The organism is Catellatospora sp. TT07R-123 (assembly GCF_018327705.1).
Taxonomy (GTDB): Bacteria; Actinomycetota; Actinomycetes; order Mycobacteriales; family Micromonosporaceae; genus Catellatospora.
In genome coordinates, this window is the sequence record NZ_BNEM01000002.1 from 3,877,669 (window position 1) to 3,896,475 (window position 18,807).

The 18,807-nt window shown below is 72.8% G+C and carries 11 protein-coding genes and 1 pseudogene; 8 read left to right on the forward strand and 4 right to left on the reverse strand.

The window, feature by feature from the left end:
- Positions 1-657 precede the first annotated feature (657 nt).
- Positions 658-1,029, forward strand: a complete 372-nt coding sequence (locus tag Cs7R123_RS37110; RefSeq protein WP_212833609.1) for a hypothetical protein — start codon at positions 658-660, stop codon at positions 1,027-1,029.
- Positions 1,030-1,439: 410 nt separating this feature from the next.
- A pseudogene (locus Cs7R123_RS40945) lies at positions 1,440-2,198 on the forward strand (LCP family protein); the annotation flags it as partial.
- Positions 2,199-2,282: 84 nt separating this feature from the next.
- Here Cs7R123_RS40945 and Cs7R123_RS37120 read toward each other — a convergent pair.
- The gene (locus Cs7R123_RS37120; RefSeq protein ID WP_244872382.1) at positions 2,283-4,361 is read right to left on the reverse strand and encodes a beta-galactosidase; all 2,079 of its coding nucleotides are present in this window, start codon (positions 4,359-4,361) and stop codon (positions 2,283-2,285) included.
- 182 nt (positions 4,362-4,543) lie between these two features.
- On the opposite strand from Cs7R123_RS37120, the gene Cs7R123_RS37125 reads away from it, so the two are divergent.
- The 3 genes from Cs7R123_RS37125 (at position 4,544) to Cs7R123_RS37135 (ending at position 9,273) form a co-directional block, all read left to right on the forward strand.
- Positions 4,544-6,913 (forward strand): TIM-barrel domain-containing protein, encoded by a 2,370-nt coding sequence (locus Cs7R123_RS37125; RefSeq protein WP_212833611.1) that lies wholly within the window; start codon positions 4,544-4,546, stop codon positions 6,911-6,913.
- 4 nt (positions 6,914-6,917) lie between these two features.
- A complete protein-coding gene (xylB, locus tag Cs7R123_RS37130) occupies positions 6,918-8,312 on the forward strand; it encodes a xylulokinase (protein ID WP_212833612.1) in 1,395 nt (464 codons plus the stop codon).
- A gap of 196 nt (positions 8,313-8,508) precedes the next feature.
- Positions 8,509-9,273 carry an alpha/beta fold hydrolase gene (locus tag Cs7R123_RS37135; protein ID WP_212833613.1) on the forward strand — a complete coding sequence of 255 codons (765 nt, stop codon included), beginning with the start codon at positions 8,509-8,511 and terminating at the stop codon, positions 9,271-9,273.
- A gap of 50 nt (positions 9,274-9,323) precedes the next feature.
- On the opposite strand, the gene Cs7R123_RS37140 is transcribed toward Cs7R123_RS37135, so the two are convergent.
- From Cs7R123_RS37140 to Cs7R123_RS37150, 3 genes are read right to left on the reverse strand one after another with little or no spacing between them, the layout of a single operon-like run.
- Positions 9,324-10,241, reverse strand: coding sequence for a carbohydrate ABC transporter permease (locus Cs7R123_RS37140; RefSeq protein WP_212833614.1), 918 nt, complete (start codon positions 10,239-10,241; stop codon positions 9,324-9,326).
- Positions 10,238-11,254: a sugar ABC transporter permease gene (locus Cs7R123_RS37145; RefSeq protein ID WP_244872383.1), complete on the reverse strand. Its 1,017-nt coding sequence runs from the start codon at positions 11,252-11,254 to the stop codon at positions 10,238-10,240. Before Cs7R123_RS37145 ends, Cs7R123_RS37140 begins: the two co-directional genes overlap by 4 nt.
- Positions 11,255-11,264: 10 nt before the next feature.
- On the reverse strand, positions 11,265-12,932 hold the full coding sequence (locus Cs7R123_RS37150; protein WP_212833615.1) for an extracellular solute-binding protein: 1,668 nt from the start codon (positions 12,930-12,932) through the stop codon (positions 11,265-11,267).
- A gap of 209 nt (positions 12,933-13,141) precedes the next feature.
- On the opposite strand from Cs7R123_RS37150, the gene Cs7R123_RS37155 reads away from it, so the two are divergent.
- The 3 genes from Cs7R123_RS37155 (at position 13,142) to Cs7R123_RS37165 (ending at position 18,806) form a co-directional block, all read left to right on the forward strand.
- Positions 13,142-14,353, forward strand: a complete 1,212-nt coding sequence (locus tag Cs7R123_RS37155) for an ROK family transcriptional regulator (RefSeq protein WP_244872514.1) — start codon at positions 13,142-13,144, stop codon at positions 14,351-14,353.
- A 240-nt stretch (positions 14,354-14,593) separates the two neighbouring features.
- Positions 14,594-15,610: a sulfotransferase gene (locus Cs7R123_RS37160; RefSeq protein WP_212833617.1), complete on the forward strand. Its 1,017-nt coding sequence runs from the start codon at positions 14,594-14,596 to the stop codon at positions 15,608-15,610.
- 328 nt (positions 15,611-15,938) lie between these two features.
- Complete coding sequence (locus Cs7R123_RS37165) at positions 15,939-18,806, forward strand: beta-glucosidase (protein WP_212833618.1); 2,868 nt, start codon at positions 15,939-15,941, stop codon at positions 18,804-18,806.
- Position 18,807: the final 1 nt, after the last annotated feature.

Below are 18,807 nucleotides of genomic sequence, written 5' to 3' on the forward strand. Positions count from 1 at the left end.
ACCTGGTCGCCGAACCGGTCCCTTTACCCGTACGCCGCACCTCCGCCTCCGTGCCCGGCCTGCCGCCGCATCCGGCCCGCGGCGTGTTCCAGGTCCCCGGCGCCTCGCAGACGGTCCAGCGCTCCGGCGACGAGGAGGCTGACGTCGCGGCGCCGACCGCCCAGCCCGTCGCGCCGGTGCAGCCGGTCCCGGCGACCCAGCCGATCCCCGTGCCGCAGCCCGCGCCGAGCTGGTCCCCGGCCACCCACGGCTACGCCACCCAGGGCTTCGCCCCGGCGGCCGCGTTCGGCTCCGCCGCCGACTACGCCCCCGCCTCGAACGGCCACCACCCGGCCCCGACCGGCGCCTACGCCCCCGCCCAGGCCAACGGCCACCCCGCCCCGGCCACCCCCGGCAACGGCCACAGCACCCCGAACGGCCACGGCGGCAACGGACACGGCACCCCGAACGGCCACGGCGGCAACGGGCACAGCGGCCAGCACGGCTACGGCACCCCCGGCGGATTCGGCGCCGGGCACGAGCCGGGCACCGGCCAGGCCCCCGCGCCCCAGGTCCCGGGCCAGCCCCACCCCCCGGTCGCCTTCCCGGTCACCGGCCGCCCCGCCCACTCCTGAAACCCGCGAGCGCCGCCGGCCCGAACTGGCTACGGTCACCCGCGTGAACAGTCCAGCCCAGCGGGTCGATCGAGCCGACGTCCGGGAGACCGACGACGACCTCACCCTGATCCTCGGCGCGGGCGGCGTCCACGTCCTGCAACTGCGGCTGCGCTACGCCGACATGACCGACGAACTGATCAACCCGGCCGGCCGCACCGCCGTGAACGCCGCAGGCGCGTGGTCCCTCGTCGGCCGGACGCTCTCCCTCGAAGTGAGCATGCGCGCCGCCCCCGCACTCGGCCTCCCCCGCCATCACCAACTACACCTGGACCTACCCGACGACCAGCTCACCAAGGTCGCCGACGCCCTCCTGGAGATCCTCCACTCGGAATGCTTCCTCCTGGACATCCCCACCCGCCACCAACGCTCCTGACCCGCCGCTCAAGCCGCGAAGATCAGCGATTCCGGTCAGAACACGGCCTCACGCTTCACGTTCTGACCGCAGATCGCGATCACGGACTTCCACCCCAACCACCCACCCACCCCTACCCGAGAAAATTTCGCCCCCCCCCCGGGGCAAGGTTCGGTGGTGCCGGGGCCGTCATCCCAGTGGTGTCACTCAGACCACGGGGAGGTACGGCGATGGCGACCACGTCGCGCCGCAAGTCGAGCACGTCAGTTCCCAGGCAGCGCAACCTCGCCAAGCATGGCGTCGATCCCACGGAGGCCGCCGCCGACCAGCCCGCCGACCGGCCGGGCGAGCGCGGGCGCCGCCCGAGATCACGGCGCCGGAAGCTGTCGATCTGGTCGCGGATCGCGATCGCGTTCGGCGCGGTGGTGCTGATGGCCGCGGGCGGCGCGCTGATCGCGCTGCACTCGGTGGTGAGCACGCTGCAGGACAGCATCCAGGTCGTCGACGTGCTCGACGACGCGGCCAAGGCCCCGGCCGGGCCGGGCGGCAAGGCGTTCGACGGCCCGATCGACCTGCTGCTGCTCGGCATCGACACCCGGGCCACCCAGGAGCACGACGACGCCCGCGCGGACACGATCCTGCTGGTGCACATCCCGGCCACGCACGACCAGGCGTACCTGATGTCGATCCCGCGCGACACCCGGGTCACCATCCCGGACGCCCCGAACGGCATGAAGTCGATCTCGGACAAGGTCAACGGCGCGTTCGCGCGCGGCGCGATGAAGGGCGGCGGCTGGGCGGGCGGCCTGGCGCTGACCGCCCGGACCGTGAAGAACCTGACCGGCATCGAGTTCGACGGGGCCGCCGTGATCGACTTCAGCGGCTTCAAGAAGGTGATCGAGACGCTGGGCTCGGTGAACCTGTGCGTCGAGGCGGACACGAAGTCGTCGCACTACTTCGTGCTCAAGCCGGGCGGGAAGCCGACGTACGTCAGCGGGTCGGGCAACGACGGGCTGCCGGTGGAGAAGCGGCTCGGCATCAACGGCAAGCAGTACGTGCACAAGAAGGGCTGCCGCGACATGCAGGCGTGGGAGGCGCTGGACTTCGCGCGCATCCGCAAGGGCGCCGCCGACAAACAGGGCGACTACTCGCGCCAGCGCCACCAGCAGCAGCTCATCAAGGCGATGCTGAAGAAGGCGTCGTCGGGCGGCGTCCTCACCGACATCGGCAAGATCAATGATCTGCTGCGGGCGGTCGGCCAGTCGATGCTGCTGTCACTGCGGGGCATCACCCTGGTCGACTTCCTGTTCACCATGAAGGACCTGGCCGGATCCGACCTGGTGCTGCTGAAGACCAACGGCGGCGCGTACAACAGTTTCAAGGTCAACGGGCAGAGCTTCGAGCGCCTGGACGAGCTCACCCTGCAGATGTTCAAGGCGGCCAAGAACGACGCACTCGGCCAGTTCGCCGCGAAGCACCCGGAGTTCGTCAACAACGAGAAGTAGCCCGGCGGCGTCGAAGACCCACAGGAGGCCGTCCGCGCGGACGGCCTCCACGCCGTCGGGCAGGCCGGGCACGACCGGCGGGACGCCCGCGTCGGCGCAGGCGGCGCCGAGCCAGTCGGCCAGGCCCGCGTCGTCGAGCTCGCAGGACAGGTAGCGGGCCGACCCGGTGCCGGTGGCGCGGCTGGTGGCGGCGGGGCGCCCGTCGGGATAGCGCGCGGTCACCTCGGCGCCGGGCGCCGACAGCCACTCGGTCCAGCCGCGCGCCACCGCCGCCTCGCTCCAGGCCGCGTTCAGCACCTGCAACCGCCCCGGCGGCAGCGGGTCGAACTCCTCCACCACGAGGCCCAGCAGTTCGCGCAGCGCCCCCGGGTATCCGCCGAGCCGCACCCCCGCGTTCGCGTCTACCAGCCCCGACAGGTACGTCACCAGCAGCTGCCCGCCCTCGTGCGCGAACCGCGCCAGCTTCGCCGCCGACGCGTCGTCCACCAGGTACGCCGCGGGCACCACCAGCACCCGGTAGCCGGACAGGTCCGCTCCGGGCGGCACCACGTCCACGGCGTACCCCCGCCGCCGCAGCAGGTCGTGGCAGCGCCGCACCGCGGCCTCGTAGTCGACCGGCGCGGGCAGGTGCGCGGCCTGCACCGCCCACCAGCACTGCTCGTCGAACCACACCGCCACCTCGGCCTGCGGCCCGGCCTGCGCGGCGGGTTCGGGCAGGGCGGCGAGCACCGCGCCGAGCGCGGCCGCCTCGCGGAAGATCCGGCTGTCGGGGCCGCCGTGGCCGACCAGCGCGGTGTGCCACTGCTCGGCGCCGCCGGCGCTCGCCCGCCACTGGAAGTACAGCGCCCCGGCCGACCCGCGCGCGATGTGGCCGAGCGCGAGCCGCTCCAGCAGGCCGGGCGGCTTGCGCCGCTGCACGCCGCCCTCGGTCACGTGCGCGGGCGCGTGCTCCATCAGCAGCCAGCGGCCGCCGTGCCCGGCCGCGCGCGACCAGCCCCGGGCCAGGTCGGCGGCCCACGCGCTCTCGGCCACGGCGGTGTCCAGGCCGGACGGGTAGTGGTCGATCGCGACCAGGTCGACCTCGGCGGCCCACCGGGCGTGGTCGACCGGCACCCAGCCGCCGAGCACGAAGTTCGTGGTGACGACCGCGTCCGGCGCCTCGGCCTTGATCAGGTCCCGCTGCCGGGTGTACGCGGTGAGCATGCTGTCGGACACGAACCGCCGGTAGTCCAGCTCGTGCGCCGGGTTGCCGAGGTACTGCGTGGCGCGCGGCGGCAGCACCTGGGCCCAGTCGGTGTACTCCTGGCTCCAGAAGGCCGTGGTCCACGCGTCGTTGAGCGCGTCGAGGCCGCCGTGGCGCTCGCGCAGCCAGCCCCGGAACGCCTCGGCGCAGTGGTCGCAGAAGCACCAGGTGCCGTACTCGTTGTGCACGTGCCACAGGCGCACGGCCGGGTGGCCGGCGTAGCGGCGGGCCAGCTGCTGCGCGATCGCCTCGCTCGCCTGCCGGTAGGCGGGGGCGTTGACGCAGTACGTGTCGCGCGACCCGTGCACCAGCCGGACGCCGTCGCGGCGCTGGGCCAGCGCGTCGGGGTGGGCGACGGTGAACCACGGCGGCGGGGACGCGCTCGGGGTGGCCAGCGCGACGCCGACGCCCGCCGCGTGCAGGTCGTCGAGCACCCGGTCCAGCCAGCCGAGGTGGTAGCGCCCCGGTTCGGGCTCCAGCCGCGACCAGGCGAAGACGCCGACGGTGACCAGGTTGACCCCGGCCGCGCGCATCAGCGCCAGATCCTCGGCGCGCACCTGGTCAGACCACTGCTCCGGGTTGTAGTCGCCGCCGAACAGGTACACCGCTCCCCCTTTGTTTGGAACGCAGCCAAATTAGGGGAGCCTCCGCGCGGCGTCAACCGGGCGCGGTTGACGTTTGTTTGGCTACACGGAAAACTAAATTTAGCTAGGCCGGGCCGGTCCGCACTGGCCGTTGCCGCCCCGTCGCCGTTTCCCGCGCCCGCCGACCGTCCGAGGAGCCGACCATGCCTTTTCGCCCGCCGCTGGTGGCGCACGAGTACTTCTCCGCCGACCCGCCCGAGCTGCCGCGCCGCTCCCCCGGCGAACCCGGACCCGAGGCGGTCGTGCGCGCCGAGCTGACCGGCAAGGACTCGACCGGGGTGACCCTGCGGGCGTACACCGCGACCGGAACCGCCCTGCACCTCCAGCTCAGCGCCGCCGGTGAGGGCATCCTGCGGGTACGGCTGAGCGACGACCCCGCCGCGCGCACCCGCTCCGCGCGGGTGCTGCCGCTGACCCAGCCCGACCCCGGCGCGGTGGCCACCGTGGTGGCCGCCGACAACAGCATCAGCGTCACCGCCGGCGCGCTCACCGCCCATGCGGTGCTCAGCCCCTGGTCACTGTCCTTCCAGGACACGGTAACCGGGCGCGAGCTGCTGCGCAGCGACCCGGGCCTGGTCGACATCTCGGGACGGCTGCGCAACCTGCCCCTGGGCTGCTCGCGCGTGGACGGCCGGATCGTGGCGTACCACGAAAGTTTCACGCTGCCCGCCGACGAGGTGCTGACCGGAACGGGCGAGCGCTTCACCGCGCTGAACCTGCGCGGGCAGCGGCCGGTGATGTGGAACTTCGACGCCTTCGGCAGCGAGTCCGACCGGGCGTACAAGAACGTGCCGTTCTACCAGTCCAGCCGCGGCTACGGCCTGGTCGTCGACTCCGGCCTGCCCGTCGAGTACGACTTCGGCGCCGCCACCGGCAGCGTCACCCAGCTGCTCGTCCCCGACGACGCGCTCGACTACTACGTCCTGGCCGGGCCGACCCCGGCGGCGGTGCTGGACCGGTTCGACGCGCTCACCTGCCGCCCGCAGTGCCCGCCGAAGTGGGCCTTCGGCTCCTGGATCTCGTCGGGCTTCTGCCGCGACAGCCAGGAGCAGGTGCTCGCCCGCGCGGCCACCATCCGCGCACACGGCATCCCCTGCGACGTGCTGCACCTGGACACCTACTGGCAGCCCGACGGCCGGTGGTCGGAGCTGCGCTGGGACCCCGAGACCTTCCCCGACCCCGAGGGCATGCTGGCCACCCTGCACGAGCAGGGCTTCCGGGTCTGCGTATGGATGAACCCGTACCTGTCGCACCACTCCGACCGGTTCACCGAGGCGGCCGAGCGCGGCTTCCTGCTGCGCCGGGCCGACGGCGAGGTGTACGTCGCCGACTCCTGGCACGGGTCGTTCCCGCCCGGCGGCATCGTCGACTTCACCAACCCCGAGGCGGTCGCCTGGTTCCAGGACCTGCTGCGGCCGATCGCCCGGCAGGGCGTGGACGTGTTCAAGACCGACTTCGCCGAGGGCGTGCCCGCCGACGCGGTGGCCCACAACGGCATGACCGGCACCGAGCTGCACAACGTGTACTCGCTGCTCTACAACGACGCCGTGATGGCGGTGACCCGCGAGGTGCACGGGCACGGCATGGTCTGGGCACGCTCGTCGTACCTCGGCGGCCAGCGGCACGCGGCGCAGTGGGGCGGGGACACGATGTGCTCGTACCCGGCGCTGGCGTCCTCGCTCAACGGCGGGCTGGCGCACGGCATGTCGGGGGTGCCGTACTGGTCGCACGACAGCGGCGGCTTCTGCGGCACGCCCAGCGACGACCTCTACCTGCGCTGGGCCCAGTTCGGCGCGCTGTCGCCGCTGCTGCGCTTCCACGGCACCACCACCCGCGAGCCGTGGCGGTTCCCGGCCGTCGAGGCGGCCACCATCGAGGCGCTGAAGCTGCGCTACCGGCTGCTGCCGTACCTGTACTCGGCGGCGCTGCGGGCGCAGGCGACCGGTGAGCCGATCATGCGGGCGCTCGCCGTCGACTCCCCCGCCGACCCGGCCTCGTGGCGCGCCGAGCACCAGTACCGGCTCGGCGCGGACCTGCTGGTCGCCCCGATGATCAGCGAGACGCAGCGGCGCGACGTGTACCTGCCGCCGTCTGGCAGTGGCGGCTGGGTGTGCTGGTGGACCGGCGAGGTCTACCCCGACACCACCACCATGGCCGTCGCCCCGGCCCTGGACCGCGTCCCCCTGTACGTCCGCCGCCACGCCCTGATCCCCACCACCGACCCGGCCGAGCACGTGGCCGACGGACCGTGGCAGCGGGTGACCCTGCTGAGCTTCGGCGGGGGCGACGCGACCTGCGAACTCCTCGACGACGATTACGCAAGCACTGTCATCGCGCACCGGTCGGGGGATACTCTCGCGGTGACGATCGTGGGGCCTGCCCGCCTGCACGCGATCGCCTTCCCCGACACAGCCGGGTGCACCCCGCCTGCCACGGTGCTCGTCAACGGTGTCGAGGCACCGCTGAGCACGGTGGACGGGCTGCTCACGGCATCCCTCGCCCCGGGAGACTGAAACCATGACACTGGTCGCCGGTGTCGACTCGTCGACGCAGTCCTGCAAGGTCGTCGTACGCGACGCCGACACCGGCGCGCTGGTGCGCCAGGGCCGCGCGGCCCACCCCGACGGCACCAGCTGCCCACCCGACGCGTGGTGGGCGGCGCTGCAGACCGCGATCGCCGACGCCGGCGGCCTCGCCGACGTCGCGGCGATCTCGGTCGGCGGGCAGCAGCACGGCATGGTCTGCCTCGACGACTCCGGCGCCGTCGTCCGCGACGCGCTGCTGTGGAACGACACCCGCTCCGCGGGCGACGCCGCCGACCTCGTCACCGAGCTCGGCGGCGGCCAGGCCTGGGCCGACGCCGTCGGCAGCGTCCCGGTCGCGTCGTTCACCGTCACCAAGCTGCGCTGGCTGGCCCGCAACGAGGCCGCCAACGCCGCCCGCACCGCCGCCGTGTGCCTGCCGCACGACTGGCTGACCTGGCAGCTCGCCGGCGCCCGGAGCCTGGACGCGCTGGCCACCGACCGCAGCGACGCCTCCGGCACCGGCTACTGGTCCCCGGCCACCGGCGAATACCGCCGCGACCTGCTGAAGCTCGCCCTCGGCAAGGACGTGCTGCTGCCGCGCGTGCTCGGACCCGCCGACCGGGCGGGCACCACCCCGGCCGGGCAGGCGCTCGGGCCCGGCGCCGGTGACAACGCGGCCGCCGCGCTGGGCGCCGGCGCCGCCCCCGGCGACGTCATCGTCTCCATCGGCACCTCCGGCACGGTCTTCTCCGTCGCCGCGGCCCCCGCCGCCGACCCGACCGGCGCGGTCGCCGGGTTCGCCGACGCCAGCGGCCACTTCCTGCCGCTGGTCTGCACCCTCAACGCCGCGCGCGTGCTGGACTCGGCCGCCGCGATGCTGCGCGTCGACCACGCCGAGCTGTCCCGGCTGGCGCTGACCGCACCGGCGGGCAGCGACGGGCTCGTGCTGGTGCCGTACCTGGAGGGTGAGCGCACCCCGAACAAGCCCGACGCCACCGGCAGCCTGCACGGCCTCACGCTGGGCAGCTCCACCGCCGCGCACCTGGCCCGCGCCGCGGTCGAGGGCCTGCTCTGCGCGCTGGCCGACGGCCTCGACGCGCTGCGCGCCCAGGGTGCGCAGGTCGAGCGGGTCATCCTGGTCGGCGGCGGCGCCCGCTCCGAGGCGCTGCGCCAGATCGCCCCGACCGTGTTCGGCTGCCCGGTGCTGGTCCCGCCGCCCGGCGAGTACGTCGCCGACGGCGCCGCCCGCCAGGCAGCCTGGATCACCACCGGCGTCCAGCCCGCGTGGGAGCTCGACGGCCTCACCCGCTACGACGCCGACCCGGTCCCCGCCGTCCGCGCCCGCTACGCCGACGCCCGCGACCACACCCTCACCCGGTCGGCCTGACCACCTCTGCCCGTAGCTCACACGTGTGGGGTTGTAGCTACAACCCCACACGTGTGAGCTACCACCGCATCCACTCTCCCGAGCTCTCGCGCGCCCGCGGCCACCGGAAGGCTGCGGGCGCGCGAGTATCGCGACCTGCGGCGGACTGGTGAAGTCGCCGATGCGAGGGCGGTCCGGCGGCGGCGACACTGCGCCGATGCAGACCTTCACCTCGTACGACGGCACGTCCATCGCCTATCGCGTCTGGGAGGCGGCCGGCGACGCGCCGACCGTCGTCCTGCACCACGGCTTCGCCTCCTCGGCGACGGGCAACTGGGTGGTGACCGGGGTCGTGGACGCGCTCACCGCCGCCGGGCGCCGGGTGGTCGCCGTCGACGCGCGCGGGCACGGCGACTCGCAGAAGCACCACGACCCGGCGTACTACGGCGAGAACGCCATGGCGCGCGACCTGGCCGCCCTGTTCGACCTGCTCGGGCTGGACCGGGTGGACCTGGTCGGCTACTCGATGGGCGGGGTCGTCGCGCTGGTCACGGCGGCGGCCGACCCGCGCGTACGCCGCCTGGTCGTCGGCGGGATCGGCGCCAGCGCCGCCGAGCAGGGCGGGGTGGACCGCGACGCGCTGCCCGGCGCGGCGCTGATCGAGGCGCTGCTGACCGACGACCCCGGCACCGTCACCGACGAGCGGGCGCTGGGGTTCCGGATGTTCGCCGAGGCGACCGGGGCCGACCGGCGCAGCCTGGCGGCGCAGGCGCGCGCGAGTCGCCATACCCCCATCGGGATGGACCGGATCGGGGTGCCGGCGCTGGTGCTGGCCGGGGCGGACGACTGGCTGGCGACGCGGCCGCACGTGCTGTCGTCGGCGCTGCCCGACGGCCGGTGCAAGGTGCTGGCCGGGGACCACCTGACGGTGGTGCGCAACCCGGAGTTCGCCGCCGCGATCGTGTCGTTCCTCGCCGGCTGAGGTGGGGAAGGGCACCTTCGCCGACGAAGGTGCCCTTCCCCACCGCACGGTCAGCCCTTGATCGCTCCGGCGATGACGCCCTTGGTGAAGTGGCGCTGGATGAACGGGTACACGATCACGATCGGGATCAGCACCACGATCACGACCGCCATCTTCACGGCCAGGCTCGGCGGGGCGTTGAACCCGATCGCGGGCGGCGACCCGATGCCCGCCGGGCTCTGCCCGGCCAGGATGTACGCCTGGAGCACCTGCTGCGCGACGTGGTCCTCAGAGTTGTTCAGGTACAGCACCGCGTTGAAGTACATGTTCCAGTAGCCGACGGCGTAGAACAGGCCCACCACGGCGACGACCGCCTTGGACAGCGGCAGCACGATCCGCCCGAGGATCGCCCACTCGCCCGCGCCGTCGATGCGGGCGCTGTCGAGCAGCTCGGCGGGGATGCCCATGAAGAACTGGCGCACCACCACCAGGTTGAACGCGTTGACCGCGGCGGGCAGGATCAGCGCCCAGTGCGAGTCCTTCAGCCCGAGGCTGGTCACCAGCAGGTAGCTGGGGATCAGGCCCGGCCCGACCAGGAACGTGATCAGGAAGAACAGCAGCAGCGGCCGGTGCCACAGGCTGCCCGGCCGGGACAGGCCGTACGCGGCGAGCACGGTGCAGCCCAGGCTGAGCGCGGTGCCGACCAGGGTGACCAGCGTGCTGCGCCACACCGCCCCGGACACCTCGCCCCGCGTGAAGATCAGTACGTACGCCGAGACGTCGAAGTCGCGGGGCCAGAACACCATCCCGCCCGCGTCCGCGATCGCCTTCTTCGACGCGAAGCTGGTGACCAGCACCGACCACATCGGAATGAGCACGGCCAGCACGACCGCGCTGAGCACCGCACCCTTGAGCAGCCGGCCGACCAGCGTCGGGGGCTCCTCCCAGGCGGCGCGCTCGGAGCGGCGCGACTTGGTGAACAGGCTCATGATCGGGTGAACACCCCCTGCCCGCCGAAGCGGTGCGCGAGCCGGTTGGCGATCAGGATCAGCACCAGGCCGATGGCGGCCTTGAACAGGCCGGCCGCGGCGCCGACGCCGTAGTCCTGGGTCACCAGGCCCAGGTAGTACACGTAGGTGTCGAGCACCTCGGCCGCCTGCCGCCCGACCGCGTTGCGCTGCAGGATGAACTGCTCGAAGCCGACCGACAGCGAGTTGCCCAGCTGGAGGATCAGCAGCAGGATGACGACCGGCCGCAGGCCGGGCAGGGTCACGTGCCACAGCCGCCGCCAGCGGCCGGCGCCGTCGGAGGCGGCCGCCTCGTACAGGCTCTGGTCGATCGAGGTGAGCGCGGCCAGGAACACGATGGTGCCCCAGCCGACGTCCTTCCACAGCGACTCGGTGCTGACCAGCACGATGAACGTGTGCGGGTCGGTCATCACGTCCCACGGCTGCACGCCGTGGTCGCGCAGCACCTGCGCCAGCAGGCCCGCACCGCCCAGCATCTGCACGAAGAACGTGACCACCAGCACCCAGCTGAAGAAGTGCGGCAGGTAGACCACGGTCTGGATGAACGAGCGCAGCCGCCGCGACACCACGCTGTTGAGCAGGATCGCCAGCGCGATCGGCAGCGGGAAGAAGAACACCAGCTGGAACGAGGTGATCGCCAGCGTGTTGCGCAGCGCGTCCCAGAACTGCGAGTCGCGGAACAGCTCGGCGAAGTTGGTGAAGCCGATCCACGGGCTGTTGGCGATCGCCTCGACCGCGGTGTCGCCGGACCACTGGTCGTAGTCCTTGAAGGCCACGACGTTGCCCAGCGTGGGGAGGTAGTGGAACACCAGCAGCAGCAGCGCCGCGGGCGCCGTCATCAGCAGCAGGGTCCGGTCGCGCCGCCAGCGGGCGGCGAAGGAGCTGCGGCGGCGCGGGGTCGCCCGCGCCGCCTCAGCCGGGGGTACGGGAAGGGGCCGGGCCTGCACAGACCCGGCCGCCTCTGTAGTGCTCACTGCTCAGCCCTCATCGGCCCGCGTCGCTCAGCGCCTTCGCCATGAAGGCCCGGCCGTCCTCGCCGCCGCCGTCACGCCACTCCTTGAGCACCGTGTCGAGGTCGGACAGCGGACGGCGCCCCCGGACGATGTCCGTGATCTTGTCCTCGGTCGGCTGCTTCACCTTCACATAACCCGCCGGCATCTCCAGCTTGATCCCGCGCCACGGGTCCACCTCGATGTGCTGGACGGCGGCGTTCCCCCAGTTGATCAGGTCGGTGACGAAGCCGGGAACCCGCGCGTCGAACTTGATGGTCGGCGCGGTGCCCGCCAGGAACCGGAACTGGTCGGCCTTCTCCTTGCCGAGCAGGTCGTTTCCGGCCGGCCAGCCGTCGGCGCCCTTGGTGAAGTGGGTGCCCTCGACGCCGTACTCGATGAGCTGGAACTCCTTGGTGCCCAGCGGCGCCGCGATGTAGTTCAGCACGCGCAGGATCTCCTCGGTCTTCTCCTTGCCGAGGCCCTTCTTGACGAAGGTGAAGAAGATCGGGTCGCCCGAGCCGTGCACCAGCGGCTTGCCGCCGTCGGCGGCGAAGAACGGCACCGGCTGCATGTTGAAGGCCGGGGTCACCTTCTGCTGCTCGGCCTGCATGCCGAGCCAGGCGCCCACCCCGTCCTGGATCATCACGATCTTGCCGCCGCTGAACAGCAGCTTCGCGTCGGCACCCTTGCTGGCGACGACCTCGGGGTGGACCAGTCCGTCCTTGAAGATCTTGACCAGGAACTCCAGCGCGGCCTTGAACTCCTCGGTCTCGTACTTGAACTCGACCTTGCCGCCCTTGCTGCGCCAGCCCTCCTTCGCGCCCGGCACCCGGAAGATCATCTCAACCATGGCCTGGATGTCGTTGAAGGCCCACACGCCCTTGTCGGCGTTGGTGACCGCCTTGCCGAACGCGTACAGCTCGTCGGCGGTCTTCGGGATCGTCGCCCCGAGCCCGTCGGTGAGGTCCTTGCGGTAGAACAGCGCCCACGGGTACGGGCCGTCGGTCGGCCACGGCACCGCCATCAGCCGCTGGTTCCACACCGCGTTCGACCAGGCCACCGTCGGCAGGTTCGCCAGCATCGCGTACGGCAGCGCCTTGTCACCGGACAGGTGGTCGGTCAGGTCCTCGAACAGCGCCTTGGCCGCGTCCGAGAAGTTGGGGATCTTGCCGATCTCCCAGCTCGGGATGCACAGCACGTCGGGGATGTCCCGGGCGCCCATGATGGTGTTGAGCTTGTCGGCGTACGTGTTGCCGTCCTGGATGCCCGGCGTGACGATCGCGCCCAGCTCCGTGTTGATCGCGTCGACGTACGCGTTCTGGCCCGGCCCCTTCGGCACGGTCCCCCAGTACGGCGTCATCGTGGTGATGGTGCTGCCGCGACCGGGCTTGTCGGTGATCGCCCCGACCAGGTTCGCCGGGTACTTCGTGAAGCCGTTGGCGACCGGCGAGGTGCCCTTGATGTCGGGCTGCACCAGGTCGAGCGGCTTGAACTTGGGCAGCACGGCCGACAGCTTGTCGACCTCCGCCGCCGAGCCGGTGTCGGCCGCCTTCTCGGTGCAGCCGGCCAGAGCGCCGCCGCTGGCGGCGGCGACCGCTCCCAACCCCACCAGGGTGAGGAACGTCCGCCGGTTCGCCGTGCCCGGGAGGGGGTGGTCCACGGCGTACTCCCTTCGTCGAAATTCAGGATCAGGGCAAAGTCGCCCCGCTGGGCTCGGGGCGGGCTACATTTAATTCGTCTGGCGACTAAACAAATTAGCGGAAGGTGGCAGCGCTTACAAGGGAGCGCTTCCATGCGGGCGGCGAACGCCGGTCATACGGCATGATGGTGCGACTACCGCAGCGAGTCCGGAGGGCACACGTGATCACGATGCAGCGGGGGCCGCAGCCGGCGGACTTCGCCGACGTGAGGGCCACCAACCTCGCCGTCGTGCTGCGCTACGTGCGTGGCAACGCGCCCTGCTCCCGTGCGGAGATAGCCGCTGCCACCGGCTTGAACAAGGCCACGGTGTCCAGCCTCGTCGCCGACCTGATCGAGCGGCGGCTGCTGCGGGAGACGGGCCTGACCGAGCACCGCATCGGCCGCCCGGCCACCATGCTGATGCTCGACGGCTCACCATACGCCGCGATCGGCATCGAGGTGAATGCCGACTATCTGACCGCCGTCGCCATCGACCTCGGCGGCACCCAGGTGCTCTCCTGGCGCCGGTCCTTCCCCGGCCTGGCCGCGAGCCCCGCCCAGGCCGCCACCGCCATCGCCGCGCTGGGCCGCCGCGCCGTCAACCGCGTGGTCAAGGACGGCCGCCGCGTGCTCGGGCTGACCGTCGGCGTGCCCGGCCTGGTCGACGCCGACGGCGTCGTCACCCTCGCCCGCAACCTGGGCTGGCGCGACGTCAACCTGCGCGGGGCGCTCACCCGGGCCCTCGGCGACCCCGACTTCCCGGTCCGCGTCGACAACGACGCCAACCTCGCCGTGCTGGCCGAATCGCGGTACGGCGCCCACGCCGGCACCGGCAACCTCGTCTACCTCACCGGCGAGGTCGGCATCGGCGCCGGGATCATCGCCGACGGCCGCCTGCTGCGGGGGCACCGCGGCTTCCCCGGCGAGATCGGGCACATCAGCCTCGACCCCAACGGCCCCGCCTGCCCGTGCGGGCGCCGCGGCTGCCTGGAGGCGGTCGCCGGGATCGCGGCCATCGTGTCCCGGGTCATCCCCGAGGCGACCAGCGACGGCGAGCTCACCGACCTCCAGCCCGAGATCGACGAGGTGGTGCGGCGGGCCCGCGCCAACGACCCGGCCGCGCTGGCGGCCCTCACCGAGGTCGGCCACGGCCTGGGCCAGGGCGTGTCGATGATCGCCGACCTGCTCGACCCCGAGGTGATCGTCCTCGGCGGCTACTTCGTCCCGCTCGCCCCGTGGCTCCTGCCCGCCGTCGAAGCCGAGCTCGCCTCCCGCCGGATCGCCCCCGACCTGGGCAGCCCCCAGGTCACGGCCTCCATCCTCGACCACGGCGCAGCCGCCACCGGCGGCGCCGCCACCGTCCTCGACCACGTCGACGAAGGCCACCTCCCCACCCCCTGAGCCCCACCCTCCCCGCCGCCGAACCCTGAAGATCGCCGTTTCGGGGCACAAAGTGCTGCTTGAGCGCAGGTTTTGACCGCAACCCGCGATCACCCCCGAGATCGCCCGACGACACTCCGTCGAACACGGCCATAAGTTCATGATCGACGGGAAAGGCGGGGCGGTGGCGGTGCGGATGGGGGTCGCGGGTCGTTGAAAGGGTGTAAATCGGAAATAAACCGTTAATGGAGTGCGGCGGGTATGGGCAACGAGCGGCCGGTCTTCGTCGTGGGCTGTCCCCGCTCCGGGACCACGATGCTGCAGCTCATGCTGCACGCCCACCCCCGGATCGCGATTCCGCCGGAGACGCGCTTCCTGCTGCGCGCGTACGCCGACCGGGCGCGGTACGGCGACCTCGCCGACCCCGCCAACCGCCGCCGCCTCGCCGAGTGGATCACCACCGGCAAGACCTCCTTCGCCGACCTCGGCCTGGACCCCGCCGCGACGGTCGAGGAGATCGCCGCCGCCGCGCCGACCCTGGGCAGCGCCCTGGGCACGGTCTTCCAGGCGTACGCCCGGCGGTTCGGCAAGGCCCGGTGGGGGGACAAGCGGCCCGCGTACCTCAACAACCTGGACGTGGTGCGGCGGCTGTTCCCGGACGCGCAGATCGTCAACATCGTGCGCGACGGCCGCGACTGCATCGCCTCGATCCGCGAGACCCCCTGGTACGACAAGGACGTCTGCCACGCGATCTCCGACTGGGCGCGGGCGATGGACAGTTCGGCCCGTGCCCGGCGCATCCTGCCCGCCGACTCCTATCACGAGCTGCGCTACGAGGAGCTGGTGGCCGAGCCGGAGCAGGTGCTGCGGCAGCTGTGCGCGTTCCTCGGCGAGCCGTACGACCCGGCGATGGCCGAGCCCGCCCGCGTCGCGGAGGTGGCCGTGCCCAGCCGCAAGAGCTGGCACCGGCTCACCCGGGAACCGGTGACCAGCCAGCGGGTCGGCAGCTGGCGGGAGCGGCTCCAGCCGTGGGAGATCGCGCTGTGCGAGGCGGTGGCGGGCAGGCATCTGGCCGCGCAGGGCTACCAGCTGTCGGTGGGCATCCCGTCGGTGTGGCACGGGCCGGCCCTGGCGCACCGGCTGCACTATCCGCTGCGGGACGCGCCACGGTGGACGCTGCCCACCCGACGACTCGCCACTGAGCTGCGTGAACGTTTCGCCGAGCCGGAGTCGTTGGCCTATCAGGCGCCGGGAGCCGCGCCGGTCCTTTCCCGATGACGGTCGCGCCGGGGCCCTTGACGGCACGGGCGCCCGCGCGGTAAACCTCAGGGACTCTGTTCGAAACATCTCGGCAACCGTGTCGGACAGGGTTTCTTTCGCACCGTCGTCGAAGCGCTTCGACATCACTCGCAGCAGGTGACCGTGCCCGCCTCCACCGGGCGACCCACCCGCCGCGTACGTCGAAGCGCTTCGACGAGCCGGTGACGGGAGCGAGCACGCGCACCACCGCACACCCACTCCACGGACCCGATCCCCCACTCCGGCGGCCCGCCCTCCCGGCCGCCACAGCAATTTCCGACCGTCCGCCCAGACGAAGGAAAAACCGATGAACTTCCGCGACCCGCGGCTTCCCCTGCCCGAACGCGTCGCCGACCTGCGGCGACAGCTCACCCTGGCCGAGCGGATCAGCCTGCTGCACCAGCACCAGCCCCCGATCGCCCGCCTGGACGTCGGCGGCTTCCGCACCGGCACCGAAGCCCTGCACGGCCTGGCCTGGCTCGGCGAGGCGACCGTCTTCCCCCAGGCCGTGGGCCTGGGCGCCACCTGGGACCCGGACCTGGTCCGCCGCGTCGGCTCGGCCGTCGGCGACGAGGTGCGCGCCAGCCACCACAAGGACCCGTCCCGGGCCGGGCTCAACGTGTGGGCGCCGGTGGTCAACCCGCTGCGCGACCCGCGCTGGGGCCGCAACGAGGAGGGGTACAGCGAGGACGCCTGGCTGACCGGGCTGCTGGGCCGGGCGTACGCCCAGGGCCTGCGCGGCGACCACCCGACCCTGCTCAAGACCGCCCCGACGCTCAAGCACTTCCTCGGCTACAACAACGAGAACGACCGCTGCACCAGCAGCAGCAACCTCGGCCCCCGGGTGCTGCACGAGTACGAGCTGCCCGCGTACCGCCCGGCCCTGGCCGACGGTGCCGCGGTGGCCGTGATGGCGTCGTACAACCTGGTCAACGGCCGTCCGGCGCACGTCACCCCGCTCATCAACGACGAGCTGCGGTCGTGGACCCAGGACGAGATCCTGCTGGTCTCGGACGCGTACGCGCCGAGCAACCTGGCCGACCCGGCGCAGCAGGCCTACTTCCCCGACCACGCGGCCGGCCACGCGGCCGCGCTGCGGGCCGGGGTGGACAGCTTCACCGACGCCGACGACCGCTCGCACGTGACCGTCGAGCGCATCACCGAGGCGCTGGAGCGCGGCCTGATCACCGAGGCCGACGTCGACCGGGCCGTGGACCGGGCGCTGACGATCCGCATGCGGCTGGGCGAGTTCGACCCGGCCGGGACCAACCCGTTCGCGCAGACCACGCCGGACACCATCAGCGACCCGGCGCACCGGGAGCTGGCCCGCGAGGCCGCCCGCAAGTCGATGGTGCTGCTCAAGCAGGAGTGCCAGCTGCTGCCGCTGGACGCCGGCAGCGTCGGCCGGGTCGCGGTGATCGGCCCGCTGGGCGACCAGCTCATGACCGACTGGTACAGCGGCACGCTGCCCTACCGGGTCACGGCGCGCGACGGGCTGGTCGCACGCCTGGGCGCGGACCGGGTGGACTTCGCCGAGGGAGCCGACCGGATCGCCCTCGCCCTGGCCGGCGGCGGCTACCTGGTCGCGGGTGCGACAGCGGGGGCGCTGACCCGCGCCGAGACCGACCCGCACGGCTTCGACGTCTTCGACTGGGGCAGCCACCCCGGCCGCGGCGGGCATCCGGGCAGCGTGCTGGCGCTGCGGGCGGTCGCCAACGGCGCCCACCTGACGGTACGCGACAACGCCCTGGTCAACGACGCCCCCGGCCCGCACGGCTGGGAGGTGCACGAGACGTTCCGCCTGGTCGAGCACGCCGACGGCACCCTGTCCCTGCACCACGAGCTGTCCCGGTCGTACGTCGCGTTCGCCGCGGACGGCACCGCCGTGGTCGGCGCCGACGCCGAGCACGCCGCCCGGATCGTGCCCGAGCTGCGCCGCAGCGGGGCCGAGCAGGCCGCGCTGGTGGCCGCCGAGGCCGACGCGGTGATCGTGGTGCTGGGCAACCACCCGCTGGTCAACGGCCGGGAGACCGAGGACCGGGAGAACCTGTTCCTGCCCCCGGCCGCCGACGCGCTGCTGCGCGCCGTGTACGCCGCCAACCAGCGCACCGCCCTGGTCCTGACCAGCAGCTATCCGTACGCGATCACGTGGGCCGACGTGCACCTGCCCGCGATCATCTGGAGCAGCCACGGCGGCCAGGAGTTCGGGCACGCGCTGGCCGACGTCCTCTTCGGCGACGAGGACCCGGCCGGGCGGCTGCCGCAGACCTGGTACCGCAGCCACTGCGAGCTGCCGGACCTGTTCGACTACGACATCATCACCAACGACGCCACCTACCTGTACTACCGCGGCACCCCGCTCTACCCGCTCGGCCACGGCCTGAGCTGGGCCGAGTTCGAGTACGGCGCGGTCACCCTGCACAGCGGCGACCAGGCCGCCGACACGGTCGAGCCCGACGCGGTGATCAGTGTCCGGGTCGAGGTGGCCAACGTCGGCGACCGGCCCGGCGAGGAGGTGGTGCAGCTGTACACGCACCAGCAGCGCTCGCGGGTCAAACAGCCGCTGCGGCAGTTGCGGGGGTTCGCCCGGGTGCGGCTGGAGCCGGGCGAGCGGGCCGTGGTCAGCATCCCGCTGCGCGTGTCGGAGCTGGCGTTCTGGGACGTCACCACCGGCCGCCCGGTGGTGGAGGCGGCCCGGCACAAGGTGATGGTGGGCCGCTCGGCGACCGACATCCGCGGCTGCGCCACGCTGACCGTACGCGGGGAGCGGATCGGCCCGCGCCGGCCGCGCCCGGTCGGCGGCGGTGTCGGCGCGGTGCGCGCGGTCGACCACGACGAGGCGTGCGGCATCGCCCTGGTGGACACCGCGCCCGAGCGGGGCGACTCGGTCAGCGCGGTGCACGCGGGCGGCTGGGTGGCGTTCGGCCCGACCGACCTGTCCGGCCGCACCGCGGTCGCGATCGGCGTGGCCGGGGCGGCGGGCCGGGTGGTGCTGCGCGCCGACGACCCGCTCGACGGCGACGTGCTGGCCGAGGTGGTCGCACCGGGCTCCGACCGGTACGCCTACACCTCGCCGACCTGTACGCTGACCGCCCCGGCGCAGGCCGGCCCGGTCGATCTGTACCTGGTCTGCGACGCACCGGGCATCATCGTGGACGAGCTTCGATTCTCATGAG

Bases quoted from the DNA above. Each gene is read 5' to 3' on its own strand.
- Cs7R123_RS37125 (WP_212833611.1), top strand. From the start codon at position 4,544: ATGCCTTTTCGCCCGCCGCTGGTGGCGCACGAGTACTTCTCCGCCGAC.
- xylB (WP_212833612.1), top strand. From the start codon at position 6,918: ATGACACTGGTCGCCGGTGTCGACTCGTCGACGCAGTCCTGCAAGGTC.
- Cs7R123_RS37135 (WP_212833613.1), top strand. From the start codon at position 8,509: ATGCAGACCTTCACCTCGTACGACGGCACGTCCATCGCCTATCGCGTC.
- Cs7R123_RS37140 (WP_212833614.1), bottom strand. From the start codon at position 10,241: ATGAGCCTGTTCACCAAGTCGCGCCGCTCCGAGCGCGCCGCCTGGGAG.
- Cs7R123_RS37155 (WP_244872514.1), top strand. From the start codon at position 13,142: ATGCAGCGGGGGCCGCAGCCGGCGGACTTCGCCGACGTGAGGGCCACC.
- Cs7R123_RS37160 (WP_212833617.1), top strand. From the start codon at position 14,594: ATGGGCAACGAGCGGCCGGTCTTCGTCGTGGGCTGTCCCCGCTCCGGG.
- Cs7R123_RS37165 (WP_212833618.1), top strand. From the start codon at position 15,939: ATGAACTTCCGCGACCCGCGGCTTCCCCTGCCCGAACGCGTCGCCGAC.